Origin of the sequence: Pseudomonas sp. NPDC089395, from assembly GCF_044749525.1 — a bacterium.
GTDB lineage: Bacteria > Pseudomonadota > Gammaproteobacteria > Pseudomonadales > Pseudomonadaceae > Aquipseudomonas.
Map to the genome: position 1 here is coordinate 21383 of NZ_JBIVID010000018.1, position 26048 is coordinate 47430.

Annotated in this window: 16 protein-coding genes; 11 read left to right on the top strand and 5 right to left on the bottom strand. The window is 63.7% G+C overall.

The features are described from left to right. Nucleotides 1-90 precede the first annotated feature (90 nt). From ACIPZG_RS25330 to ACIPZG_RS25370, 9 genes are all read left to right on the top strand, one after another. The gene (locus tag ACIPZG_RS25330) at nt 91-549 is read left to right on the top strand and encodes an SgcJ/EcaC family oxidoreductase (RefSeq protein ID WP_400718007.1); all 459 of its coding nucleotides are present in this window, start codon (nt 91-93) and stop codon (nt 547-549) included. Between the two features lie 491 nt (nt 550-1040). Then, a complete protein-coding gene (gene glgA, locus ACIPZG_RS25335) occupies nt 1041-2600 on the top strand; it encodes a glycogen synthase GlgA (RefSeq protein WP_400718009.1) in 1560 nt (519 codons plus the stop codon). 13 nt (nt 2601-2613) lie between these two features. Next, the gene (gene treZ / locus ACIPZG_RS25340) at nt 2614-4356 is read left to right on the top strand and encodes a malto-oligosyltrehalose trehalohydrolase (RefSeq protein WP_400718012.1); all 1743 of its coding nucleotides are present in this window, start codon (nt 2614-2616) and stop codon (nt 4354-4356) included. Continuing rightward, nucleotides 4353-6422 carry a 4-alpha-glucanotransferase gene (gene malQ / locus ACIPZG_RS25345; protein ID WP_400718015.1) on the top strand — a complete coding sequence of 690 codons (2070 nt, stop codon included), beginning with the start codon at nt 4353-4355 and terminating at the stop codon, nt 6420-6422. Before treZ ends, malQ begins: the two co-directional genes overlap by 4 nt. Then, nucleotides 6419-9193, top strand: coding sequence for a malto-oligosyltrehalose synthase (locus tag ACIPZG_RS25350; protein ID WP_400718017.1), 2775 nt, complete (start codon nt 6419-6421; stop codon nt 9191-9193). The genes malQ and ACIPZG_RS25350 overlap by 4 nt, the downstream gene beginning before the upstream one ends. 14 nt (nt 9194-9207) lie before the next feature. Further along, nucleotides 9208-9474, top strand: coding sequence for a DUF2934 domain-containing protein (locus ACIPZG_RS25355; RefSeq protein WP_400718019.1), 267 nt, complete (start codon nt 9208-9210; stop codon nt 9472-9474). 82 nt (nt 9475-9556) lie between these two features. Then, nucleotides 9557-11710 carry a glycogen debranching protein GlgX gene (glgX, locus tag ACIPZG_RS25360; RefSeq protein ID WP_400718022.1) on the top strand — a complete coding sequence of 718 codons (2154 nt, stop codon included), beginning with the start codon at nt 9557-9559 and terminating at the stop codon, nt 11708-11710. 172 nt (nt 11711-11882) lie between these two features. Next, nucleotides 11883-12677: an endonuclease/exonuclease/phosphatase family protein gene (locus ACIPZG_RS25365; protein ID WP_400718024.1), complete on the top strand. Its 795-nt coding sequence runs from the start codon at nt 11883-11885 to the stop codon at nt 12675-12677. Nucleotides 12678-12994: 317 nt separating this feature from the next. Beyond that, the gene (locus tag ACIPZG_RS25370) at nt 12995-14071 is read left to right on the top strand and encodes an autotransporter domain-containing protein (protein ID WP_400718026.1); all 1077 of its coding nucleotides are present in this window, start codon (nt 12995-12997) and stop codon (nt 14069-14071) included. Between the two features lie 122 nt (nt 14072-14193). Here the strand turns inward: ACIPZG_RS25370 and ACIPZG_RS25375 are convergent, their stop codons facing one another. From ACIPZG_RS25375 to ACIPZG_RS25390, 4 genes are all read right to left on the bottom strand, one after another. Next, nucleotides 14194-15180: an RHS repeat-associated core domain-containing protein gene (locus tag ACIPZG_RS25375; protein ID WP_400718028.1), complete on the bottom strand. Its 987-nt coding sequence runs from the start codon at nt 15178-15180 to the stop codon at nt 14194-14196. A gap of 325 nt (nt 15181-15505) precedes the next feature. After that, nucleotides 15506-17716, bottom strand: a complete 2211-nt coding sequence (glgB, locus tag ACIPZG_RS25380; RefSeq protein ID WP_400718031.1) for a 1,4-alpha-glucan branching protein GlgB — start codon at nt 17714-17716, stop codon at nt 15506-15508. Then, nucleotides 17717-21034 (bottom strand): maltose alpha-D-glucosyltransferase, encoded by a 3318-nt coding sequence (gene treS / locus ACIPZG_RS25385; protein WP_400718033.1) that lies wholly within the window; start codon nt 21032-21034, stop codon nt 17717-17719. 174 nt (nt 21035-21208) lie between these two features. Then, a complete protein-coding gene (locus ACIPZG_RS25390) occupies nt 21209-23227 on the bottom strand; it encodes an alpha-1,4-glucan--maltose-1-phosphate maltosyltransferase (RefSeq protein ID WP_400718035.1) in 2019 nt (672 codons plus the stop codon). A 141-nt stretch (nt 23228-23368) separates the two neighbouring features. Between ACIPZG_RS25390 and ACIPZG_RS25395 the strand changes: the two genes are divergently transcribed. Together ACIPZG_RS25395 and ACIPZG_RS25400 are read left to right on the top strand one after the other, a co-directional pair. Further along, nucleotides 23369-23530 (top strand): hypothetical protein, encoded by a 162-nt coding sequence (locus ACIPZG_RS25395; RefSeq protein ID WP_008089933.1) that lies wholly within the window; start codon nt 23369-23371, stop codon nt 23528-23530. A 314-nt stretch (nt 23531-23844) separates the two neighbouring features. Beyond that, the gene (locus ACIPZG_RS25400; RefSeq protein ID WP_400642360.1) at nt 23845-24099 is read left to right on the top strand and encodes a hypothetical protein; all 255 of its coding nucleotides are present in this window, start codon (nt 23845-23847) and stop codon (nt 24097-24099) included. 60 nt (nt 24100-24159) lie between these two features. On the opposite strand, the gene ACIPZG_RS25405 is transcribed toward ACIPZG_RS25400, so the two are convergent. After that, on the bottom strand, nt 24160-25833 hold the full coding sequence (locus tag ACIPZG_RS25405; RefSeq protein ID WP_400718037.1) for an AMP-binding protein: 1674 nt from the start codon (nt 25831-25833) through the stop codon (nt 24160-24162). Nucleotides 25834-26048: the final 215 nt, after the last annotated feature.

Here is a 26048-nt window from a genome sequence, read left to right on the forward strand (position 1 = left end):
AAGGTATCTCCGATAGCTGAGCCGCAGGGCACTTTCTACAGTGGCCCGCGTCAAGGGCCCTGCCAGGTGCCCGCGTGCAACGGAGCTACCATGAAAGTCGCGAAATACTGCTTGCCCCTCGCCTTGTTGGCCGTCACTACGCTGCCCATTCAGGCTGCAGCCCAAAGCTGCCAGAGCGTCACCGAAGAACACGCCCTCGCGCTCTTCGAAAAATGGAATGACAGCCTCAGAAGCGGTGACCCGGAACTGGTTGCCCAGCTTTACCAGAACGACGCCCTGCTGCTGCCCACTGTGTCGAGTCAACCGCGCCTGACCCCGCAAGAGCGCATCGACTACTTCCGGCATTTTCTGGCCGACAAACCCAGCGGCAAGCTCGACAGCCATCACTTTCAGGGTGCCTGCAACACGGCGACCCTTGCTGGCCTCTATACCTTCGATTTTGCCGCCAGCGGCAAGCAGGTCGCTGCGCGTTACAGCTTCACTTACCGCTGGGATGGACAGCAGTGGCTGATCAGCCACCATCACTCTTCGCTCCTGCCCTCGGGCTGAACTTCACGCTGCGGGGCGCATGCCCCGCTTCGGTGCAAAACTGCTCCCTGCCCGCTGCAAAATCATGCACGCCCTCCCTTGAAAATCGCTTGGCAAATCCTCTTTTCACATCGAGTGACAAACGCCAACGTTTGCGTCTAGCGCACGACATAACGAAAGTGACCAGCGGGTCACCTTTTTATCTCCTTCTCTCCTACACTCAGTTTCGGCCCGCCATTTGCTCAGGGAAGAAGCGACTGAAAGAAAGTCGAACTTTTGCAAAAGGTGGCAGGTCAGGAACATAAGTAGGTCATGGCAAAGGGGCCTCCCTCGCCAGCGTCGACCCACCCCACCCAGTTCAATCGCCTTCGGCCGGAATGCCGATTGCGCTGTGCCTGCGCGCACGACCCTGGGGCAAGGACTGCACTACCAAGCTACGAACCAGAGATTACCAAGACGAAATAAGAGAACGGGTGCCAACACCCGGCCACAACATAGGGACGGAGAGAAGTATGATCAGTGCCACTGTCGAACCTCACGTAGATTCATTCAACCCGGAAAACCGCGAGCCCCTTACCCCGGACTTCGCCACGACAGCCAAGGCACCTGGCGCCCAGCGCCAGCACAACCCCAACAAACGCAAGATCCTGTTCGTCACCTCGGAAATCGCCGACCTGGTCAAGACCGGCGGCCTGGGCGACGTCTCCGCGGCGCTGCCACGGGCACTGGCACACCTGCATGATGTCCGGGTCCTGATCCCCGGCTACCGCCAGGTAATGGAAAGCGACAACCCCATTCATATCGTCGGCGAACTGGGCGGCCACGCGGCCCTGCCGCCGTGCAAGATCGGCCGCATGGACCTGGCCGACGGCCTGGTCATCTACGTGCTGATCTGCCCCGAGCTGTACCAGCGCGATGGCACACCCTATGGTGCCAACAACGGTCGCGACTGGCCCGACAACCACATCCGTTTCGCCCGCCTGGGCCTGGCCGCCGCCGAGATTGCTGCGGGTGAAGGCAAGATCCACTGGAAGCCCGAAGTGGTGCATGCCCATGACTGGCCTGCCGGCCTGGCCCCGGCCTACATGCACTGGCGCGGATTGAACACACCGACCCTGTTCACCATTCACAACCTGGCCTACCAGGGCGTGTACAGCCGTGCCTGCAGCCCGGAGCTGGCGATCCCGGACCATGCCATGCAACAGGAAGGCATGGAGTTCTACGGCAAGCTGTCGTTCCTCAAGGCCGGCCTTGCCTACTCCAGCCACATCACCACGGTCAGCGCCACCTACGCCCGTGAGATCACCACCCCGGAATTCGGCTGCGGTCTGCATGGCTTCCTGGCCAGCAAAGCCCAGCAAGGCCTGCTCGGCGGCATCCCCAACGGCATCGACGAAAGCTGGGACTCGGCCACCGACAAGCACCTGCAGCACAACTTCAGCATCAACGACTGGGACGGCAAGGCGCGCAATGCCGAAGAAGTACGCCGCCTGTTCGAGCTTGAACCCTCTACCGGGCCGCTGTTCGCCGTGGTCTCGCGTCTGGTCTATCAGAAAGGCTTGGACCTGACTCTGGGCGTGGCCGACTACATCGTCGAACAGGGTGGCCAGATCGCCATCATCGGGCGCGGCGAGCCGGAAGAAGAACAGGCCATGCGCGAGCTGGCGGTGCGCCACCCGGGCCGCATCGGTGTACGCATCGGCTTCAACGAAACCGACGCCCGGCGCATGTTCGCCGGCAGCGATTTCTTGCTCATGCCTTCGCGCTACGAGCCCTGCGGCCTGAGCCAGATGTACGCGCAGCGTTTCGGTTCGTTACCGGTGGCACGCAACACCGGCGGCCTTGCCGACACCATCGAGAACGGCGTCACCGGATTCCTGTTCGATGAGTCGACCGTGGAAAGCTACCGCGAGGCGCTGAGCCGAGCCTTCTATGTCTACGGCAAGAAGAACCTGCTCAATGCCATGCGCTGCCTGTCCATGACCCAGCCGTTCAACTGGTGCCAGGCGGTAGAACCCTATGCCCGCCTCTACGAGGACCTGGTCAAGCAGACACAGTTCAGCCACTACTGAGCGAGGGTCGAAGATGCACAGGCATGGCGCACACCTATTGGACGCCACGTCGGCGCGCTTCGCCCTGTGGGCGCCCGACGCGCGCAGCGTGAGCTTGGAACTGGAGCAGCAGCCGGCCATCGCGCTGCTACCCGATGACGATGGCTGGTACACGGGGGTTGCCCCGTGTCAGGCCGGTGACCGTTACTACTACCGCATCGACGGCCAATTGCAGGTGGCCGATCCGGCGTCGCGCTACCAGCCCGAAGGTGTGCAGGGACCGAGCCAGCTGGTCGACACCCAGGCCTATGCCTGGCAACACCCCTGGCAGGGGCGCCCGTGGCACGAAGCGGTGATCCAGGAGCTGCACGTCGGTGTGCTCGATGGCTACGACGGGGTTGCCCGGCATTTGCCGCGCCTGGCCGAGCTGGGCATCAGCGCCATCGAGCTGATGCCCCTCGGGCAGTTCCCCGGCGAGCGCAACTGGGGATATGACGGCGTACTGCCTTATGCACCGCAGCACAGTTACGGCAGCCCCGAGCAACTGTGCACGCTGGTCGACAGCGCCCACGGCCAGGGCCTGATGGTGCTGGTGGACGTGGTCTACAACCATTTCGGCCCCGACGGCAATTACCTGCACCAGTACGCCAGCCCGTTCTTTCGCGAGGACCGGCAGACGCCCTGGGGCGCCGCCATCGATTTTCGCCGCCCCCAGGTGCGCGAGTACTTCATTCAGAACGCCCTGATGTGGCTGTGCGACTACCGCTGCGACGGTCTTCGCCTGGACGCGGTGCACGCCATCGACCAGCCCGACTTTCTCGTCGAGCTGGCCCAGCGGGTGCGCGCCGCCGTGGAACCCGGCCGGCACGTCTGGCTGGTGCTGGAGAACGAGCACAATCAGGCCGCGTTGCTCGAACAGGGCTTCGATGCCCAGTGGAACGATGACGGCCACAATGCCCTGCACGTGCTGCTGACCGGCGAAACCGAAGGCTACTACGCCGACTACCAGCAACGGCCCATCGACCAGTTGGCCCGCTGCCTGGCCGAAGGCTTCGTGTTCCAGGGCCAGGCCAACCGCCACGGCACGCCACGCGGCGAACCCAGCGGCCACCTGGCGCCCAGTTCATTCGTGTTGTTCCTGCAGAACCACGACCAGATCGGCAACCGCGCCCTGGGCGAGCGCCTCACGCGCCTGTGCCCGCCGCCAGCCCTGAGGGCCGCGACCGGTCTGTTGCTGCTGGCACCGATGATCCCGCTGTTGTTCATGGGCGACGACGACGGCAGTTGCCGGCCGTTCCTGTTCTTCACCGACTTCCACGACGAACTGGCCGATGCCGTGCGCGAAGGCCGCCGTGGCGAGTTCGCCCACTTCAATGCCTTCGCCGACCCCGCACAGCGCGAGCGCATTCCCGACCCCAATGCCGAACAGACCTTCGAAGCCTCACGGCCACAGCGCCAGGAGGTCATTGCCGGCTGGCATGGCCTTTATCAACAGCTGCTCGCGCTGCGCCGGCGCCACGTCATCCCACACCTGCCCGGCAGCCGCGCGCTGGGCGCCGAGGTGCTGGGCGACAAGGCCTTGACCGCACGCTGGCGCCTGGGCGATGGCAATACCTTGCGCATCGACCTGAACCTGGCTGCCACTGCGCAGGCGGTCGCGTTGCCCGCCGCCGAAAACCGCCTGTTCGACAGCAGCGACACCCAGCACCCCGACACCACGCTGTCTGCCTACAGCTGCGTGGTCAGCCTGCTTGCACCTGGCCAGGAGAGCCCATGAGCGAAACCGTCCTGCACCGCCTGGCCGCCCGTGTCGGCCTGGCCCGCGACTGGATCGACGCCAACAACCGCCCGCAGCAGGTGACCGATGAAGTGCTGCGCAAGGTCCTCGAAGGCCTCGGCCACCCGGCCGCCGACGACAGCGCCCTGCGCAGCAGCCTGCAAGCGGTGGAAACCGCCGAGGACCGCCAGCACCTGCCGCCACTGCTGACCGCCGACGTTGGCCAGCCACTCGCGCTGGCTCACTACTTCAAGCCCGCCAGCGCCGTACAGTGCACGCTGGAGGATGGCAGCCAGCGCAGCGTCGCGCTCGACGCCCAGGCGCGCCTGCCGGGCGAGCTGCCCATCGGCTACCACCAGGTCGCTATCGACGGCCGCAGCTTCACCCTGGCCGTGGCGCCGCTGCGCTGCCATGGCCTGGAAGACGCCGTGCAGCCGCCACCGCCGCGCTGCTGGGGCCTTGCCGTGCAGCTGTACAGCCTGCGCCGCACGGGCGACGGCGGCTTTGGCGACTGCCTGGCGCTGGAGCAACTGGCCCGCAGCGCCGCCGAGCGCGGGGCCGATGCCTTGGCCATCAGCCCGATCCATGCCCTGTCGGCGGTCGATCAACTGCACTACAGCCCCTATTCACCGTCCAGCCGCCTGCTGCTCAATACCCTCTATGCCAGCCCCGCAGCCATTCTCGGCGAGCGTGCCGTGCGCATGGCCATCGAGGCCTGCGGCCTGGAAGAAACCCTCGAAGACCTGGAACAGCGCCCGCTGGTGGACTGGCCACGGGCTGCCAACGCCCGGCTCCACCTGCTCGAAGCGCTGTACCAGGACTTCAGCCAGGGCGAGCACCCGTTGCGCAAGGATTTCGACAGCTACCGCGAGGCGGCAGGCCAGGCGCTGGAGCACCATTGCCGTTTCGAAGTGCTGCAGGCGCAAGCCGTCGACCATGGCCTGGGCGGCGACTGGCGCAACTGGCCCAGCGCCTGGCACGACCCTTACCACCCTGAAGTCGAAGCCTTCGCCGACGCCTACCCGGCCAAGGTCGAGTTCCACGCCTTTTGCCAATGGCTGACCGAACGCAGCCTGCAACGCGCCCAGGAGGCCGCGCGCAGCAATGGCATGGCGGTCGGCCTGATCGCCGACCTGGCGGTGGGCGCCGACGGTGCCGGCAGCCAGGCCTGGAGCCGCCAGGACGAGCTGCTGGCCAACCTCAAGGTCGGCGCGCCACCCGACATCCTCAACCGCACCGGGCAAGACTGGGGCATCTGCGCGTTCTCGCCCGAAGGCCTCAAGCGCAATGGCTATCGCGCCTTCATCGAAATGCTGCGGGCTAACCTGGCGCACGCGGGCGGCCTGCGCATCGACCATGTGATGGGCCTGCGCCGGCTGTGGCTAATCCCGCGTGGCTGCAAGCCCAGCGAAGGCGCCTACCTCCACTATCCGCTGCAAGACCTGCTGCGCCTGCTGGCCCTGGAGTCAGTGCGCCACCAGGCGATCATCCTCGGCGAAGACCTTGGCACGGTGCCCGAAGGCCTGCGCGAACAGCTGGCCGACAAAGCGGTTTTGGGCATGCGTGTACTGCCCTTCGAACAGACCCAGCCCGGGCACTTCAAACCGATCCTCGACTGGCCGGACAACGCCCTGGCCACCACCGGCACCCACGACCTGGCACCGCTGGCCGGCTGGCTGCAGAGTCGCGACATCGACTGGAACCAGCGCCTGCAACTGATCGACGCCACCAGCGAGCTGCACTGGCGGCACGAACGGCAGAAGGAGCGAGACGGCCTGCGCCGTACCCTGGAAGCCAACTACGGCCCGCAAGCGGACAACGATGCCTTGATCGATGCCGCCATCCGTTACGTCGGCCATACCCGCGCCCCGTTGGTGCTGATTCCGCTGGAAGACCTGCTCGGCAGCGATGAGCAACCCAACCTGCCGGGGACTACCCAAGGCCATCCCAACTGGCGTCGGCGCTTCGCCGCGCCCGTGGCTGAACTGCTCGACGACGAAGACGCCGCTCGCCGCCTGGAGCTGCTGGCCCAAGCCCGCGAACAAGCCTGGGAGCGTGACCGATGAAGCCACTGACCGCGACCGTGCGCCTGCAACTGCACAGCGACTTCACGCTCGACCATGCCGTGCCGCTGGTGCCCTACTTCGCCCAGCTGGGCATCAGCCATGTGTACGCCTCGCCGATCCTCAAGGCGCGCGCCGGCTCGCGCCACGGCTACGATGTCGTCGACCCGACCCAGGTCAACCCGGAGCTCGGTGGCGAGGCCGCGCTGGAGCGCCTGGTGACCGCCCTGCGCCAGCACGGCATGGGGCTGATCCTCGACACCGTGTCCAATCACATGGCCGTGGGCGGCGCCGACAACCCGTGGTGGCAGAGCCTGCTGGCCTGGGGCCGGCGCAGCCCGTATGCCGAATTCTTCGATATCCAGTGGCATTCCAGCGACCCCTTGCTGGCTGGCCAGCTGTTACTGCCCTTTCTCGCCAGCGAATATGGCCTGGCGCTGAAGCACGGTGAGATCCCGCTGCAGTTCGATGCCCAGCATGGCGTGCTGCAGATCGCCCACTACGACCACCGCTTCCCGATCTGCCCGGTCGACTACGGCTGGATACTGTCCCTGAGCCCGGAGCCTGCCCTGCAGGCGCTGGCTGCGCATTTCACCGCCCTGCACGAGGACGCCGCGCCCCTGTCCAGCGCCCAGCACTTGCACGCCGAGCTGGCACGCCTGGTGGCCGAAGGCGCCGACCTGCAGTCCGCCCTGAGGGCCTTCGACAGCCGCAGCGAAGACGGCTTCAAGCGCCTGCACCTGCTGCTGGAGCGCCAGAGCTATCGCCTGGCCAGCTGGCGCACCGCCGCCGACGACATCAACTGGCGGCGATTTTTCGACATCAACGAACTGGGTGGCTTGCGGGTAGAGCGCGCAGTGGTGTTCGAAGCGACCCACGCCAAGCTGTTCGAGCTGATCGAGCGTGGCCTGGTGGACGGCTTGCGCATCGACCATATCGACGGTTTGGCCGACCCACGCGGGTACTGCCGCAAGCTGCGCCGGCGCGTGACTGCGCTGCTCGGCAGGCGGCCGCTGTCAGCGGCTGCGGAGCATTTCCCGATCTATGTGGAAAAGATCCTGGGTAGCGACGAACACCTGCACCGCGACTGGCTCACCGACGGCACCACCGGCTACGAATTCATGAACCAGGTGTCGCTGCTGCAGCACGACCCTGCCGGCGAAGCGCCACTGACCGAGCTCTGGAGCACCGTCAGCGAACGCCCCGAGTTTGCCGAAGAAGTACGTCAGGCCCGCCACCTGGTGCTCAACGCCAGCCTGGCCGGCGACTGCGAATCGGTGGCCCTGGCGCTGCTGCAGGTGGCCCGCGATGACCTGATGACCCGCGACCTGACCCTCGGCGCCATCCGCCGGGCGCTGCAGGCACTGGTCGCGCACTACCCGGTGTACCGCACCTACTTCAATGCCTGCGGCCGTCCGGCCGAGGACGAAAAATTCTTCCAGCAGGCGCTGACCAATGCCCGCCACGACCTGGCCGAGGCCGACTGGCCGTTGCTCGATCAACTGGCCCAGTGGCTGGGCGGCCAGCCCTGGCGCCAACTGCCCCCCGGCCGGCCACGCAAGCACCTGCGCCATGCCTGCGTGCGCTTCCAGCAGCTGACCGCACCCAGTGCGGCCAAGGCGGTGGAAGACACCGCCTTCTACCGCTCGGCGCGGCTGCTGTCGCGCAACGACGTCGGCTTCGAAGCCGAGCGTTTCAGTGCCGGCCCCGAGTACTTCCACAACGAAGCCCAGCGCCGTCTGCGTGACTTCCCCGACAGCTTGCTGGCCACCGCCACCCACGACCACAAGCGCGGCGAAGACACCCGTGCGCGCCTGGCGGTATTGAGCGAGCGGGGCCCGTGGCTGGCCAGCCGGGTGGAACACTGGCGCGAGCTGGCGGCCCCGCTGCGCGAGCAGCTGGACGATGGCCCGGCGCCGAGCCCGGGTGATGAATTGATGTTGCTGCAAACCCTGCTCGGCAGTTGGCCGCTGACACTGGACCTGCACGATGACAACGCGGTGCGCGGCTATGCCGAACGCATCCGCCAATGGCAGCAGAAGGCGCTGCGTGAAGCCAAGTTGCGCAGCAGCTGGAACGCACCGAACGAAGCCTACGAAGCGGCTTGCGCGGCCTATGTCGATGGCCTGCTGCAAGGCCGCGAGAACCAGCAACTGCGCCAGTCGCTGGCCGATGCCGCGCAACTGATCGCCTGTCCCGGTGCGCTCAACGGGCTGGTCCAGGCCCTGCTGCGCATGACCGTGCCGGGCGTGCCCGACCTGTACCAGGGCAATGAATACTGGGATTTCAGCCTGGTCGACCCGGACAACCGCAGCGCCGTGGACTACGCTGCCAGGCGTCGCACCCTGGACGACGCCACCGCGCCTGCCGAGCTGCTTGCCCAGTGGCGAGACGGCCGCATCAAGCAGGCCTTGGTGGCCCGGGTGCTGGACTGCCGCCTGGCCCACGCCGAGCTGTTCCGTCGCGGTGCCTACCTGCCACTGACCGTGCAGGGCCGGCATGCCGACAAGGTGCTGGCGTTCGCCCGCCTGGGTGAAGGCCAGCGCGCCATCATCGTCGCCCCGCGCCTGGCCAGCGGCCTGTTGGGCGGCGCCACGACACCGTTGATCCCGGCGCAGAACTGGGACGACACCCGGGTGATCTTGCCGTTTGCCTTGTCGCCTGCCAATTCGACGGGACTTTTCTCCAGTGCCGCGGTCAGCCCTTCAAAGGAGCTGATGTTGCGCGCGGTGCTGGCGGAGTTTCCGGTCAATTTGTTGATACAACAATCTTGAGCATCAGGAGCGTCATGATGAGTGTTGAAGAAAAACGTATTCGCGAATTCGCCTACCAGATCTGGGAATCGGAGGGTAAGCCCGCCGGCCAGGAGGAGCGCCACTGGGACATGGCGCGCAAGCTGGCCGAGGCCGAGGCGCTGGCGCCCAAGGTGGCGCCACGCAAGAAGGCAGCGGCCAAGCCCAAGGCCCCTGCCGAGCCGAAAGTGGCCGCCTTGCCTGGGGCTAAACCGGCAGCGGCGAAGAAGCCCAGGGCGGTGAAGAAACCCACTGCCGGCTGAGCCTGTCCCGGCCCTATCGCCGGCAAGCCGGCGATAGGGGCCGCTACTGCCCCCCCTTCCCCCCGGCCAATCGAGGACTGCCATGAGCCCCCGCACCCCGAAGAAAACCCGCTCCGTCGCCCCGTCGCGCATCCGTGAAGGCATGCCCTTCCCACTCGGTGCCACCTGGGACGGCCTGGGTGTCAACTTCGCCCTGTTCTCGGCCAACGCCACCAAGGTTGAACTGTGCCTGTTCGACGCCAGCGGCGAGCAGGAAATCGAACGCATCGAGCTGCCCGAATACACCGACGAGATCTACCACGGCTATTTGCCCGACGCCCATCCCGGGCTGATCTACGGCTACCGTGTACACGGCCCCTACGAACCGCAGAACGGCCACCGCTTCAACCCCAACAAGCTGCTGATCGACCCCTACGCCAAGCAACTGGTCGGCAGCCTGAAATGGTCCGAGGCGCTGTTCGGCTACACCATCGGCCACCCCGACGGCGACCTGTCGTTCGATGAACGCGACAGCGCACCCTTCGTACCCAAATGCAAAGTGATCGACCCGGCCTTCACCTGGGGCCGCGACCAACGCGTGCTGGTCCCGTGGGAGCGCACCATCCTCTACGAAGCCCATGCCCGCGGCATCAGCATGCGCCACCCCGCGGTGCCCGAAGCACTTCGCGGCACCTTCGCCGGCTTGGCCAACGATGAGCTGCTAAAGCACATCAAGGACCTTGGCGTGTCGAGCATCGAGCTGCTGCCGATCCACGCCTTCGTCAACGACCAGCACCTGCTGGACAAGGGCCTGAACAACTACTGGGGCTACAACAGCATCGCCTTCTTCGCGCCCCACCCGCGCTACCTGGCCAGCGGCAAGATCGCCGAGTTCAAGGAAATGGTCGCGCACCTGCACGACGCAGGCCTGGAGGTGATTCTCGATGTGGTCTACAACCACACCGCCGAAGGCAACGAACGCGGCCCGACCTTGTCGATGCGCGGTATCGACAATGCCTCCTACTACCGGCTCAAGCCCGACGACAAACGCTACTACATCAACGATTCCGGCACCGGCAACACCCTCGACCTCAGCCACCCGTGCGTCCTGCAGCTGGTCACCGATTCGCTGCGCTACTGGGCCGGCGAAATGCACGTGGATGGCTTTCGCTTCGACCTGGCGACCATCCTGGGTCGCTACCACGACGGCTACAGCGAACGCCACGGCTTCCTCGTGGCCTGCCGCCAGGACCCGATGCTCAGCCAGGTCAAACTCATTGCCGAGCCTTGGGACTGCGGCCCGGGCGGCTACCAGGTGGGCAACTTCGCACCCGGCTGGGCGGAATGGAACGATCGCTTTCGCGACACCGTGCGCGCCTTCTGGAAAGGCGATGAAGGCCAGCTGGCCGACTTCGCCTCGCGCATGACCGCCTCGGGCGACATGTTCAACAACCGTGGCCGACGGCCCTATGCCTCGGTCAACTTCGTCACCGCCCACGATGGCTTCACCCTGCGCGACCTGGTGTCGTACAACAGCAAGCACAACGAGGACAACGACGAGAACAACCAGGACGGCACCGACAACAACCTGTCGTGGAACTGCGGCGTCGAAGGCCCCACCGACGACCCCGAGATCAATGCCCTGCGCATGCGCCAGATGCGCAACTACTTCGCGACCTTGCTGCTGGCCCAGGGCACGCCGATGATCGTCGCCGGCGATGAGTTCAGCCGTACCCAGCACGGCAACAACAATGCCTACTGCCAGGACAGCGAGATCGGCTGGATAAACTGGGACCTGGATGAGGACGGTAAAGCGCTGCTGGCATTCGTCAAACGCTTGACCCGCCTGCGCCTGGCCTACCCGGTGCTGCGCCGCTCGCGCTTTCTGGTGGGCGACTACAACGAGGCCATCGGGGTCAAGGATGTGACCTGGCTGGCGCCCGATGGCAGCGAGATGACCGTGGAGCAGTGGGAAGACCCCCATGGGCGTTGCCTGGGCATGCTGATCGACGGGCGCGCGCAGGTCAGTGGCATTGCCCGGCCGGGCTCGGAGGCGACCATGCTGCTGATCGTCAACGCGCACCATGATGTGGTGCCCTTCCAGTTGCCGACGGTGCCGGAAGGTGACTACTGGAGCTGCCTGGTCGACACCGACCGCCCAGAGATGCGCAAGCCGCAGCATTTGCAGTTCGACACCACCTTCGAGGTCAAGGGGCGCTCGTTTCTGCTGATGGTGTTGCAACGCGAGGAAGACTGAACCCGGGGGCCTTCGCCTGTCCCAAGGTTATCTGTGGCCTGTACCGGCCCTATCGCCGGCAAGCCGGCTCCCACAGGTACAGCACAGGTCTTGAGCACTGTGGGGTACTTGTGGGAGCCGGCTTGCCGGCGATGGGGCCGGTAGAGACCACATCCTCATTCAAGGAGCCACCGTGAACCCCGAAGCCGGCCGTCCAGGTTTCGCCCGTGTCAACCAGGCCCCGGCCGTGCACCGGCTGCGGGTGCTGACGGTCAATACGCACAAGGGCTTCACGGCCTTCAACCGACGCTTCATCCTGCCCGAACTGCGCGAAGCGGTGCGCAGCACCCAGGCCGATATCGTGTTTCTCCAGGAAGTCCTCGGCAGCCACGACCGGCATGCCGCGCGCTACCCCGGCTGGCCACAGACCTCGCAATACGAGTTTCTCGCCGACAGCATGTGGAGCGACTTCGCCTACGGTCGCAATGCGGTCTACCCCGACGGCCATCACGGCAACGCGCTGCTGTCGAAGTACCCGATCATCGAGCACCGCAACCTCGACGTGTCGATCACCGGCCCCGAGCGGCGCGGCCTGTTGCACTGCATTCTCGACGTGCCTGGCCAGCGCCCGGTGCATGCCATCTGCGTGCACCTGTCGTTGCTGGAAAGCCACCGGCAACAACAATTGCAGCTGCTGCGCCAACTGCTCGATGCACTGCCAGGCGATGACCCGGTGATCATCGCCGGTGATTTCAACGACTGGAAGCTGCGCGGCAACCGCACCCTGCGCCTGCAACGCGACCTGCACGAGGCGTTCGAACGCCACCACGGATTGCTCGCGCGCACGTATCCGGCGCGCCTGCCATTACTGGCCCTGGACCGTATCTACCTGCGCAATGCCGACAGCCATGCGCCCAGAATTCTCGGTCACAAACCGTGGACCCACCTCTCCGATCATCTGCCGTTGGCCGTGGAAGTCAGGCTGTAGCAATGATTCGGCATAGCCACACAGCGGCAAATAACGAACCCCACTATCCCCCTCACTTTTGCTATTGAAATCAAAGCATTACCACCTTACAGAAGGGGTGTCCGATTTTTTAACACATTCTTGACGCAACCCCCCGTCTCACCTTAGCTGAACTATTACCTAGTCGTAGAAAACTCGTGCCGGGCCTTTAGCTCGCGCCTTCGTGCGCGCTTGCGAAAGCTGGCGTGATGGTTTGCGTCGCTCTGTTTTTGCCGTACAGCTCGTGACAACCGACCAGGGCTTTGGGCTGTACAACAAGAAAACAGAGGAGATCCGCCATGAAAAGCACTTCGATTCCGTTGCGCTTCGATCGTATTTTCTACGCGGTTTCCACGTCGATGCTTCTGGCAACCCCGGTGGAAACCTTCGCCTTCGACCTGCAGGACGACCCCATGTCCTCCGGTTTCCTGCAACAACCGGCCGTGCCCCAGCTATCGCTCGACCCGGTCACCGTCAGCGGCCTGAGCCAGGGCACCCTGAACGCGTTCACCGACAGGATGAGCGAGCGCCATGGCCAGGCGGTGCCTGACCTGATAGCCAGCCAGTGGACCCAGTTCTTCCCGGCCACCCCACGGCCCGGGGCCCAGCCGCCCGAGCAATTGGAAGCGCCCAGCCAGCAACTGACGATCGGCCCAGACCTGTTCGTGCGTGAAACCACCGACGGTAATGTGCACCGTGCGGGCATCTTCGTGGGTCACAACAACCTGCAAAGCAGCTTCAGCGGGATGCGTCCCTTGCTGGGCGACAAGCAACGCAATGCGGTCAATCTCAGCGGCGAGAGCCTGGGCGTGTACTGGAGCATGACCCATGAGCAGGGCTGGCACCTGGATGCCGTGGCCATGGGCTCGCGTATCGATGTCATGGGCCGTGGCGACAGCGGCCAACGCCTGAACGACAGCGGTCATGCCATGACCTTTTCCGTGGAGGGCGGCTACCCGATTCGCCTAGGGGGCACCTGGGTGATCGAGCCGCAGGCGCAGTTGATCAACCAGCGCTTCTTCCCGGGTAATCAGGTGCAGGAAGAAACCTTGCAGGCATTCGACAGCCAGCCCTCCTGGAGCGGCCGGGTCGGCGCCAAGTTGTCCGGGAGCTACGACCTGCGCGGCATGCCGATCGAGCCCTATGTGCGCACCAACGTCTGGTATGACTTCAGCGATTCCGACGAGGTCAAGCTGGACCAGGTCGACAAGATCTCCAGCTCGCGCTATTCGACCACGGTGGAACTGGGCTTGGGGCTGGTGGCGCGGGTGACGCCGGCGGTGGCGCTGTTTGTCAGTGCCGATTACAGCAGTGATGTGGATGGCAATGATCTGAATGGGCTGATTGGGAGCCTTGGGGTTCGGATGCGGTGGTAGGCAGGATCGGCCTTTGAAATGTGACCCGCTCAGGCACACTGCGAAGACTGAGCGGGTTCACCAACAGCAAATGTGACACATAACTTTAATCCAGCTCTGAACTCTTCACTTCATACTTGGAATCAATCAGGCATTTTTGGCAATAGATACCTCATGCCCTTACCTTTTGTTAATAACTGATGACTTCTGAACACATCACCCATCTGCTCTAGACCAGATCGCACATTAATGAGGCGCGTAGTAAGCCAGAAATCGCTCGTTCGAAATTGTTCCGCGTAAATAAAACCAGAAAATGCTGACTTGCTCATCTCCTTGAGGGGTGTTTTCTCGATTGCCGCACCACTACCTTCAAGCACCATAGCCTCCAATTCAACAATTTTACGTTGATATTTCTCGAAGTGAACCCTTGTCTTTCCAGCGTATCTTATTTGACTAAATTCAAGCTGAATATTACGTTTGTACCCGGCTTTATACTCGGCCCCTCCAGTCTTAATGTACTTGTTCAAATGCGCCGTTGTCGCCTCGATACCCCTTTCTAACCCGTAGAGCTTCTCTGTCATGTTGAACGCCCTATCACTCATGCGCTCAGCTTTCCACAGCCTATAATTGACTGCAACCTTACTAGTGCGGAGCCAGGCACGAATACTGAAATGTCCTGATGGATCGATATTATTAACCGGATCACCCAAGCAATAAGCGTAAGCATTTATCCCCCCGACACCAAAAGGACTAAGCACATCAGGACTGCCAAAGCGGCATCGGCTCGAGCTTAGCAATCGGTGCCCATTGCCCAAGTGATACCCCTGAGCCGCAGCATCGCGGCGCTGGCCATTAAATGCTAGCAATGCCGTTGTTTGTTCAGGGTCCAGATGACCATAGGGTGAATAAACCATTGGAACAGACGCCACGCTTAGAACGGAATTATTGCGATCGACTTGGAGCATCTTGGGTGGCTGTATACTCTCGATTTGAGCCAGTGCCTGCTCTTGCCCCCATAGTATCTGCCTCCTGTGCTGCCCAGAAACTTCCACGACTAGAGCGTCACCCTGATAAAAGTACAGAGCATTAGGTTTTGCACCAGCCTCTGCCTGCCTCTGTAAAGTACTCATCCTTGCTTCCTCATGACGATTTTCGACAATCAAGACCAACGATTTGCAAGTGATTTATGCTACCTGGCGATGAAAATAAATAAACTGGCATTTCTATCAGGTGCAAGAGACATGTGTTGTACTTCAGTGCCAATTACAGCAGTGATGTGGATGGCAATGATTTGAATGGGTTGATCGGGAGCCTTGGGGTTCGGATGCGGTGGTAGGCAGGATCGGCCTCTTCGCGGGACAAGCCCGCTCCCACAGGTACCCCACAGTACTTGATAACTGTGGGGTACCTGTGGGAGCGGGCTTGTCCCGCGAAGAGGCCGGTACAGACAAACGATCAGGCCGGCTTCATCACCAACACCCCAAGCGGCGGCAGGTTCAAGGCCAGCGAAAGCGGCTGCCCATGACTGGCCACCGCCTCGCTTTCCACCGCCCCCAGGTTGCCCACGTTCGATCCGGCATACAGCCCGGCATCACTGTTGAGCAGCTCCTGCCAACGCTCCCCGAACGGCACGCCAATCCGATACCCCTCGCGCGGCACCGGGGTGAAGTTGGCCACCACCAGCAGCGGCTCGCCCTGGCTGCTCCAGCGCAGCCAGGCATACACGCTGTTGTGCGCGTCATCACCGATCAGCCACTGGAAACCCTGGGGCTGGCAGTCCTGCTCATGCAGCGCCGGCAGCTCGCGGTACAGCCGGTTGAGGTCACCGACCAGGCGCTGCACACCCTGATGCTCGGGATACTGCAGCAGGTACCAGTCCAGCTCGTGATCATGGTTCCACTCGCGCCACTGGCCGAACTCGCAACCCATGAACAGCAGCTTCTTGCCCGGGTGGGTCCACATGAACGTCAGGTAGGCGCGCAGGTTGGCGAACTTCTGCCAACGATCCCCTGGCATCTTGTCGATCAGCGAGTGCTTGCCGTGCACCACCTCGTCATGGGAGATCGGCAGGATGAAGTACTCGGAATAGGCGTAGATCAGACCGAAGCTCATCTCATTGTGGTGATAGGTTCGATGCACCGGGTCGTTCTGGATGTAGTGCAGGGTGTCGTGCATCCAGCCCATGTTCCACTTGTAGGCGAAGCCCAGCCCGCCCTGCTGGATCGGCTGGCTGACGCCCGGCCAAGCCGTGGATTCCTCGGCGATGATCAGCGCGCCTGGCGCCTCGACGGCGGCCACGCCGTTGAGGTGGCGGATGAAGTCGATGGCTTCGAGATTTTCGCGCCCGCCATGGCGGTTGGGCACCCATTCGCCGGCCTTGCGCGAATAGTCGCGGTACAGCATCGAGGCCACCGCGTCGACACGCAGGCCGTCGATGTGGAAGTGCTTGAGCCAGTGCAACGCCGACGCCAGCATGAAGCCGCGCACCTCGTTACGGCCCAGGTTGTAGATCAGCGTGTTCCAGTCCTGGTGAAAACCTTCATGGGGATTGTCGTACTCATACAGTGCCGTGCCATCGAAGCGCGCCAGGCCATGTTCGTCGGTGGGGAAATGCGCGGGCACCCAGTCGAGAATCACGCCAATGCCGCCCTGGTGGCAGGCGTCGACGAAGGCGGCGAAGTCCTCGGCGGTGCCGTATCGCGAGGTCGGCGCGAACAGCGACAGCGGCTGGTAGCCCCACGAACCGCCGAACGGGTGCTCCATGATCGGCAGCAGTTCGATGTGGGTAAACCCCAGTTCCTGCACATACGGCACCAGGCGTTCGGCCAGTTCACGCCAGTTGTAGAACCGCGCCACTTCACCCAGGTCGTTCATTTCGCAGCGCCAGGAGCCCACGTGCAGCTCGTAGATCGACAGCGGTGCACTGTAGGCATGGCGCTGGGCGCGGTGCTCCATCCAGTCCTGGTCCTGCCAGTCATGGCTGAGTTCACCCGCCACCTTCGATGCGGTACTGGGCGGCAGCTCAGTCGCACGGGCCAACGGGTCGGCCTTCAGCGGCAGCACACCCTCCTTGCCCAGCACTTCGAACTTGTAGGTTTCGCCCACGCCCAGCCGCGGCACGAACAACTCCCAGACCCCGGCACTGTGACGCAGGCGCATGGGGTGGCGGCGGCCGTCCCAGTTGTTGAACTCGCCCACCACTGAAACCCGCCGGGCGTTCGGTGCCCACACCGAGAAGCACACCCCCTGGACGCCGTCGACCTCGATCGGCTGGGCGCCGAAGCGCCCGGACAGGTCGCGGTGGTTGCCCTCGGCGAACAGGTAAAGGTCCATGTCGCCCAGTTGCGGGCCAAAGCTGTAAGGATCTTCGGAAATCTGCTCGCCACCGGCCCAGCCGACCTGCAGCAGGTACGGCTGTGCCTCATCCAGGTGCGCGGTGAACAGCCCAGGCAGGCTGCCCTGCACCATTTCGGCCAGCACCCGCCCGTCCTGCCGGGCGAGTACCCGTGCATTCAAGGCACCGGGCAGAAAGGCGCGCACCCAGCTGCCACCCGCACCATCGCCATGGGGGCCCAGTACTGCAAACGGATCGGCGTGCTCGGCGCGGGCAAGGGCATCGAGCTCCCGCTGCCGAAGGCCACCGTTGTCACGCGTAGTTGCATTCATCTATGACTCTCCCCAGGTACTGATCAATCCATGCAAGCCATGCAAAGGCACGGCCAGCCAACTTGGCCGGTTCTCGGCTTCATAGGTAATCTCGTAGGCGGCTTTTTCCAGGCAGAACAATTCCAGTGCGGCGCGCTCGCCCTCGGCCTGCAGCCAGGCGTGGGGCATGGCGGCGGTGGCCAGGCCATAGGCTTCGACGAAGGCGTGACGCGACTGATGCAGGTACTGCCGGGCAACCCGCTGACGAGCCTGCCGTGCTGCCTCGGAGAGGTCTACCGCCGAGGCGCTGCGCAGGATCATCGCAGCAGCATAGTCGAAGGATCGCAGGACGCCGCTGACATCCTTGTACGGGCTGTGCTTGGCCCGACGTTCCTCCAGTGGGCGTGAAGGTTCACCCTCGAAATCGATCAGGTAGGCATCGCCCTGCACCACCAGCACTTGCCCCAGGTGCAGGTCGCCGTGCACCCGCATCAACAGGCCACCCTGGGCCTGATTGGCGAGGTTTTCAATGTGCTGGACGAGGCCCTCACGTTGCTCCTGCAGGTCGTCGACCAGGGCCTGGCTGTCGCTGTCCAGTTGATCGCGGTGCTGGGCAAGCAGGTCCAGCGCATGGGTGAGTTCTGCATTGATCTGCCTGCTCCAGCGCGCGCTGTCCTGGCCACCGCTGACCTGCGGCTGGAACGCCGCGTCTTCACTCGGCGCGGCCAGGAGCAGGTGCATTTCACCCAGGCGTTGGCCAAGCAAGGCGGCGAATCCGTTCAGTTCGGCCAGGGCATCGGTATGCGCTTCGGGATCAGTGCGGGTCGGCTCCATCTCGTCACGGATCGCCCGCTCCAGGGTGTTCTGGGTCCAGGCCCAGGCATCGCCCTGGTTGCTCAGGTAGCCCTGGGCGATCATCAGCAGGTGCGGTGCGTCGCTTTCGTCCACACGGCTGACCCAGGCCAGCAGCGGCGAGATATTGGTAAAGCCGGCAGCCGTCAGGTAAGCACTCATTTCCAGCTCCGGGTGAGTACCTGGGTTTACCCGGCGGATCAGCTTGAGCACCAGGCGATCGGCGACCACCACCGAGCTGTTGGACTGCTCGGCGCTCAGGTAGCGCACTTCACTCTGCTCATCGAGTTCCAGCCTGGCCAGTTGTTCGGTGCAGGCAAAGCGCAATTCGCCCTGACCGTTGCCGCAAGGCAGGCGCATGCCGTCCTGGCAGGCACGCAGCACGGCGCGAATGAAGGGTTCGAGCACGAAGGCATCGGTGATCAGGCCCACCTGGTGGCTGCGGCGTACCCGCGACAGCGCCAGCTGTTGCGGCAACGCGCTGTTGATGTGCTCTTCAGGCAGGAAGCCGAACGGCAGCTGGTACTGGTTGGCCACCCCATCACCGAGCACTTCGATCTCGCTCCACAGCACCGGCGTGCTGGCCGTGCCGAAGCGCACGCCATAACGGAGGCGCACCTGGTCGATCGGCCCCTCCTTGCCGGCGAACCAACGGCGTTTGGGCAGGTATTGCGGCAATACCGAGCCTTCGAGGGTGTCGCGCGAAGGGGCTTCGAGCAGTTCTTCCATGCGTTTGCGCAACACCAATGTGGTCAATTCCGGCAATCCCTCAGTCGGTTGAACGTGCCAGCTGGGCATGCGGTCGTGCGCGGCCAGCAGGAACCAGTAGAACGCATAGGGCGGCAAGGTCAGCAGGAACGGCAACTGGCCGATCGGCGGGAAGGCGCTGCCGCCCAGCATCTCCACCGGTACTTTGTCGGCGTACTGTGACAGTTCGAGCTCGGCAGCCTGCGCTGCGCGCGAAACGTTGGCGACACACAGGATGACTTCGCTGTTGCCCTCGGCATCGGTGTATTCGCGCAGGTACGCGAGGATGCGCCGGTTGCGCGGGGTAAGCGTGCGCAGGGTGCCGCGGCCAAAGGCCTTCTGCTGGTTGCGCACCGCCAGCAGGCGGCGGTTCCAGTTCAGCAGCGAATGCGGGTCATGGGCCTGGGCCTCGACATTGACGGTCTGGTAGCCGTACAGCGGGTCCATGATCGGTGGCAGCACCAGGCGCTGCGGGTCGGCCCGGGAGAAGCCGCCGTTGCGGTCCGGCGACCACTGCATCGGGGTGCGCACGCCATCGCGGTCACCCAGGTAGATGTTGTCGCCCATGCCCAGCTCGTCGCCGTAGTACAGGGTCGGCGTGCCAGGCATCGACAGCAGCAGGCTGGTGAGCAGCTCGATACGCCGGCGATCGCGTTGCAGCAAGGGCGCCAGGCGGCGGCGGATGCCGAGGTTGATGCGCGCGCGGCGGTCTTCGGCGTAGTAGTTCCACAGGTAGTCGCGCTCGCGGTCGGTGACCATCTCCAGGGTCAGTTCATCGTGGTTGCGCAGGAAGATCGCCCATTGGCACTTGGCCGGGATTTCCGGGGTCTGGCGCAGGATATCGGTGATCGGAAAACGGTCCTCCATGGCCAAGGCCATGTACATGCGTGGCATCAACGGGAAGTGGAACGCCATGTGGCACTCGTCGCCCTCGCCTTCCCCAAAGTAGGGGTGCGTGTCCTCGGGCCACTGGTTGGCCTCGGCCAACAGCATGCGGTCGGGGTAGTTGGCGTCGATCTCGGCGCGGATCGCCTTGAGCACCTGGTGGGTTTCGGGGAGGTTCTCGTTGTGGGTGCCGTCGCGCTCGATCAGGTACGGGATGGCGTCCAGGCGCAAGCCGTCGACCCCGAGGTCGAGCCAGAAGCGCATGACCCCGATCACCGCTTTCAGCACCTGCGGGTTGTCGAAGTTCAGGTCCGGCTGGTGCGAATAGAAACGGTGCCAGAAGTACTGGCCGGCCACCGGGTCCCAGGTCCAGTTGGACTTTTCGGTGTCGAGGAAAATGATCCGCGTGCCGTCGTATTTCTGGTCATCGTCCGACCACACGTAGAAATCGCGCGCCTTGCTGCCGCGCTTGGCGTGACGGGCGCGCTGGAACCAGCGGTGCTGGTCGGAGGTGTGGTTGATGACCAGCTCGGTGATGACCCGCAGGCCGCGCTTGTGCGCCTCGCTGATGAAACGCCGGGCATCGGCCATGCTGCCGTAGTCGGGGTGCACGGCCTTGTATTCGGCGATGTCATAGCCGTCATCGCGCCGTGGCGAGGGGTAGAACGGCAGCAACCAGAGGGTGTTGACGCCCAGTGCGGCGATGTAGTCGAGCTTGCTGATCAGGCCGGCGAAATCGCCGATGCCGTCGTTGTTGGCATCGAAGAACGATTTGACGTGCAGCTGGTAGATCACGGCGTCCTTGTACCACAGCGGGTCGTCGATGAAGGCTGCCGGGCGGGAACGCTTGGCCATGTGCGACTCCTTTCTGTTCCTGGTTCGGCACGGCCCCTGTTTGTAGGAGCGGCCTTGTGTCGCGAAAGGGCTGCGAAGCAGCCCCAGCGATCTGCTGTGCGGCTAAAATCCTGGGGGTCGCGTTGCGACCCTTTCGCGACACAAGGCCGCTCCTACACAGGGGGCAGCGCCGTTCTATCGGGCCTTTTCGATGCGCCAGATGCCGAAGGGCTGATGCCAAGGCTCGATGCGCATCCACTGGGTCTTGCCATGCCAGGTCCACCGATGCCCGTTCATCAGGTCTTCACCCACGGTGTCGGCATCGTCATCCAGCCCCAGCTCCCACAACGGCAGTTCGAAATTCGCTTCCTGGGCGTTGTGCGGGTCGAGGCTGATCGCCACCAGGATGTAGTTGTCGCGCTCGGGCGTGCGCTTGGCGAAGTACAGGATGTTGTCGTTCCAGCAGTTGAAGAACGCCACGCCCAGGTGAGTCTGCAGCGCGCGGTTCTGCCGGCGGATGCGGTTGAGCTGGGCGATCTCGGCGATGATGTTGCCGGGCTGGGTGAAGTCGCGCGGGCGGATCTCGTACTTCTCCGAATCCATGTATTCCTCCTTGCCCGGCAGCGGCGTGGCCTCGCACAGCTCGAAGCCCGAGTACATGCCCCACAACCCCGAGCCCATGGTCGCCAGCGCTGCGCGAATCAGGAAACCAGCGCGGCCCGAGGTGTGCAGGAAGAAGGGGTTGATGTCCGGCGTATTGACGAAAAAATTCGGCCGGTAGCACTGGCTCCACGGCGGTTGGTTGAGCTCTTCGAAGTACTCGCGCAGCTCTTGCTTGGTGTTGCGCCAGGTGAAGTAGGTGTAGCTCTGGGCATAACCGACCTTGCCCAGGCGCGCCATCATCGCAGGCTTGGTAAAAGCCTCGGCGAGGAAGATCACCTCGGGGTGCTGGCTGCGCACATTGGCGATCAACCATTGCCAGAACGGCAGGGGCTTGGTGTGCGGGTTGTCGACACGGAAGCTCTTGACGCCCTCCTCGACCCAGCCGACTACGACGTCACGCAACGCCAGCCACAGCGATGGCACGGCCTCGGCGGCATAGAAATCGACGTTGACGATGTCCTGGTACTTCTTTGGCGGGTTCTCGGCATAGCGAATGGTGCCGTCGGGGCGCCAGCTGAACCAGCCGGGGTGCTCCTTGAGCCAAGGGTGGTCCTGGGAACACTGAATGGCGAAGTCCAGGGCGATCTCCAGGCCGTGCTCGGCGGCGGCGGCGACCAGCCGGCGAAAGTCTTCGCGCGTGCCCAGTTGCGGGTGAATGGCATCGTGACCACCCTCGGGGCTGCCGATGGCATAGGGGCTGCCAGGATCGCCGGGTTCGGCGCGCAGGGCATTGTTGCGGCCCTTGCGGAACTGGGTGCCGATCGGGTGGATCGGCGGGAAATACAGCACGTCGAAGCCCATGTCGCGGATCATCGGCAGGCGTTCGTGGACGTCGTTGAAGGTGCCGTGGCGCTCTGGGCTGTCGGTGATCGAACGCGGGAACAGCTCGTACCAGCTGGCGAACTGGGCTGCCGGGCGGTCCACATCGAGCGGGAACTCGACACTGCGGGTCAGGTAGCTGCGGTGCTCGGCCTCGACCATCAGGCGCGTGGCCTCGCCCCCCAGCAACAGCGCCACCTGGTCGTCCACCGGCAGGCCCGGCAGGCGCGCCTGAAAAGCTTCGATCTCCCTGCGCAACATGCCTTCGCTACGCGCCGCACCCTGACCCAGCAGCTGCCTGCCCTCCTCCAGTTCGAGCTTGACCTCGACACCGGCGTGGTACTTCTTCTCAAGGTCATGGCAGTAGGTGGCGAACGGGTCGATCCAGGCCTCGATGCTGAACAGGTGCGGGCCCAGTTCAAGGGGCGTGAATTCGGCCAGCCACAGGTCGTTGCCCGGCGAGTGCATCGGCACACAGTGCCAGCGGCGGCTGTTGGCCTGGCGCCAGTTGAGCATCACCGCCAGGCGGTCGTGGCCGTCGCTGTAGACCTTGCTGCTGACCGCCACCGGCTGGCCGCTGATGGCCTTGGCGGCAAAGGTGCCGCACTCAAGCACCGGCTGGGTGTCTTCGACCACGATGCGCGGCGCCATCAGCGCCTGGGACAGGCTGACGGCCTGCTCCGGGTGATCGTTCGCCATGGGCACGCTTTCGAAGGGCTCGTTTCGTGACATCGGACCTTGCTCCCTTAGGCTGGTGGCGGTAAGGGTTCAGAGCCGTGCGCGGGCGTGGGGGTTCAAAAAAATTGAGCGAATGGCAGCAGGCCGAAGTCGAAGCCTGCACTACCTCTTCATTCACCCACGCGAGGTCAGGCCATGAACATTCCCATTCCACCGGAAACACCAGACCCCAACATCGACGACCCGAGCTTGCCGCCGCCAGTGCCGGAAGAAGATCCGGACGAGCTGCCGATCAAGCCGACCGTACCGCCGACGGTGGGGGACCCGCCGAGTGATGAACCACCGGTGAAGGTCTAAGGATAGACAAGGATTTGGTGCGAGATTCACAGGCCCTATCGCTGGCAAGCCAGCTCCCACAGGTACTCCACAGTTCTCAGGCTCAGTGGTGAACCTGCGGGAGCCGGCTTGCCGGCGATAGGGCCTGTTGTGCCAGCCAGAAAATGTTGAAGGGAAGTTCTCGGCGAAACAACTAGCCGCAGCAACTTGAAGTGCGCGATGCGCGCCTTGCACCCACCCAACCAGCCACTTCATACCTGACATTTTTGCCAGTTGTGCGGGCGGGGGACGTTTCACAAACTGGGGTCTCTTCAAATGACCGAAAGGGTTGGAATATGTCAGAAGATGAGTATGTGAACGCTGACGCTCTCGCCTACGTCGTAGAAAAACTCAAAGAGGCTGGCGTAAAAAGTCCTAAGCAATCAGACACCGTCACGGCAATGGGCGCTGCAAAAGTGAGTAAAGCGCTGGACACGATAGACCTCGAACATGAGGAATATGGTGAGAAACCGGGCTCTGCATTGAAAGACTGTAAAACAGTAAAAGAAATGGCGCAGAAGCTATTCCAGTTCATGGAATCCATGGGCTAGCGCAAAGCCGGGCCGGCGCTTTCACAAGCAATACTGCGAACGCGCCGGCAGGGCTATCCATCATGGCGAAGCGAGTTCCTCCACGCTGATCTCACGCATGCGGAATTTCTGCACCTTGCCGGTCACCGTCATCGGAAACTCCTCGACGAACCGGTAATGCCGCGGCACCTTGAAATGCGCGATGCGGGCCTTGCACCAGACCTGCAGCTCTTCAGCGCTCGCAACGTGCCCCGGATGCAGCTTGATCCAGGCCACCACTTCTTCGCCGTACTTGCTGCACGGGATGCCGATCACCTGCGCATCGGCCACGGCCGGGTGGGTATAGAAGAACTCTTCCAGCTCACGCGGGTAAATGTTCTCGCCGCCGCGAATGATCATGTCCTTGTTGCGCCCGACGATGCGCACATAGCCCTGCTCGTCCATCACCGCCAGGTCGCCCGAATGCATCCAGCCCGCCGGGTCGATGGCATCGGCAGTGGCCTGGGGGTTGTTCCAGTAACCGAGCATAACGCTGTAACCACGGGTGCACAGTTCGCCGATTTCGCCGCGGGCGACGATGCAGCCGTCAGCGTCCACCAGCTTGCTTTCCAGCTGCGGCTGGGTGCGCCCCACCGTGGTCACACGCAGCTCCAACTCGTCGTCCGGGCCGGTCTGCAGCGATACCGGGCTGGTTTCGGTCATGCCATAGGCAATCTGCACTTCGGCCATGTGCATCTGGTCGATGACCCGGCGCATGACCTCGATCGGGCAGGTGGCGCCGGCCATGATGCCGCTGCGCAGGGTCGAGAGGTCCAGCTGCTGGCGCGACGGGTGGTCGAGCATGGCGATGAACATGGTCGGCACGCCGTACAGGATGCTGGCGCGCTCTTCGGCCACGGCTTTTAGCGTGAGCTCGGCATCGAACGCGTCGTTGGGGTAGATCATGGTGCTGCCGTGGGTGATGCAGCCGAGGTTGGCCATGACCATACCGAAGCAGTGGTACAGCGGCACCGGGATCACCATGCGGTCGGCGCGGGTCAGCCCCAGGCTTTCGCCGACCATGAAGCCGTTGTTGAGGATGTTGTAGTGGCTGAGCGTGGCACCCTTGGGCGCGCCGGTGGTGCCCGAGGTGTACTGGATGTTCACCGGCTGGTCGAACTGCAGGCTGGCTTGGCGAGCGCTGTACGCCTCGACCGAGGTCTGCCCTGCCCGATCGGCCAGCGCCTGCCAAGGCAGGAAACCGGGTGGCGGATTGGCCGCCAGGCTGACCACACCGCGCAGGTCCGGCAGGCACTCGCTGGCCAGTTCACCCAGTGCTGCGCGGGTCAGCTCCGGCACCAGGTCCTGCACCATGGCGTGATAATCGGAGGTCTTGAACGCATCGGCGCACACCAGCCAGCGGCAGCCCGACTGGCGTAGTACATACTCCAGCTCGCCCACACGATAGGCCGGATTGATGTTGACCAGGATCGCCCCGACCTTGGCAGTGGCCAGTTGCAGGATGCACCACTGGGCGCAGTTGGGCGCCCAGATGCCGACACGATCACCGGTGTTCACGCCCAGGGCCATCAGCGCGCGGGCATGGAGATCGACCTGTTCGGCCAGTTGTAGCCAGGTGTAGCGCAGGCCCTGGTGGCGTACCACCAGCGCTTCGCCCTCGGTGCAGCGAGCGACGGTGGCATCGAAGGCCTGGCCGATGGTCAGGGTCAGCAAGGGGTGGTCCTGACGACCGCGGGTGTAGCTGGGTTGACTCATGGGTGTCCCTTCTTGTGGTTGTTCTGGGCACGGCTGAAGCAAGCGCCAATTACTCTGGCGCAGATTTACGTTTACGTAAAGGTGATGATCCGATTGACACCGACCAAAGGCAGGTTTACGTTAACGTAAAGGTGAAGACGGCACTGCACTTATCGGCCGACACCGGACCCTGTGGGAGCGGGCTTGTCCCGCGAAAGCGATCAACCAGGCAATGA

Bases quoted from the DNA above. Each gene is read 5' to 3' on its own strand.
- ACIPZG_RS25330 (WP_400718007.1), top strand. From the start codon at position 91: ATGAAAGTCGCGAAATACTGCTTGCCCCTCGCCTTGTTGGCCGTCACT.
- glgA (WP_400718009.1), top strand. From the start codon at position 1,041: ATGATCAGTGCCACTGTCGAACCTCACGTAGATTCATTCAACCCGGAA.
- treZ (WP_400718012.1), top strand. From the start codon at position 2,614: ATGCACAGGCATGGCGCACACCTATTGGACGCCACGTCGGCGCGCTTC.
- malQ (WP_400718015.1), top strand. From the start codon at position 4,353: ATGAGCGAAACCGTCCTGCACCGCCTGGCCGCCCGTGTCGGCCTGGCC.
- ACIPZG_RS25350 (WP_400718017.1), top strand. From the start codon at position 6,419: ATGAAGCCACTGACCGCGACCGTGCGCCTGCAACTGCACAGCGACTTC.
- ACIPZG_RS25355 (WP_400718019.1), top strand. From the start codon at position 9,208: ATGATGAGTGTTGAAGAAAAACGTATTCGCGAATTCGCCTACCAGATC.
- glgX (WP_400718022.1), top strand. From the start codon at position 9,557: ATGAGCCCCCGCACCCCGAAGAAAACCCGCTCCGTCGCCCCGTCGCGC.
- ACIPZG_RS25370 (WP_400718026.1), top strand. From the start codon at position 12,995: ATGAAAAGCACTTCGATTCCGTTGCGCTTCGATCGTATTTTCTACGCG.
- ACIPZG_RS25375 (WP_400718028.1), bottom strand. From the start codon at position 15,180: ATGAGTACTTTACAGAGGCAGGCAGAGGCTGGTGCAAAACCTAATGCT.
- glgB (WP_400718031.1), bottom strand. From the start codon at position 17,716: ATGAATGCAACTACGCGTGACAACGGTGGCCTTCGGCAGCGGGAGCTC.
- treS (WP_400718033.1), bottom strand. From the start codon at position 21,034: ATGGCCAAGCGTTCCCGCCCGGCAGCCTTCATCGACGACCCGCTGTGG.
- ACIPZG_RS25390 (WP_400718035.1), bottom strand. From the start codon at position 23,227: ATGTCACGAAACGAGCCCTTCGAAAGCGTGCCCATGGCGAACGATCAC.
- ACIPZG_RS25395 (WP_008089933.1), top strand. From the start codon at position 23,369: ATGAACATTCCCATTCCACCGGAAACACCAGACCCCAACATCGACGAC.
- ACIPZG_RS25400 (WP_400642360.1), top strand. From the start codon at position 23,845: ATGTCAGAAGATGAGTATGTGAACGCTGACGCTCTCGCCTACGTCGTA.
- ACIPZG_RS25405 (WP_400718037.1), bottom strand. From the start codon at position 25,833: ATGAGTCAACCCAGCTACACCCGCGGTCGTCAGGACCACCCCTTGCTG.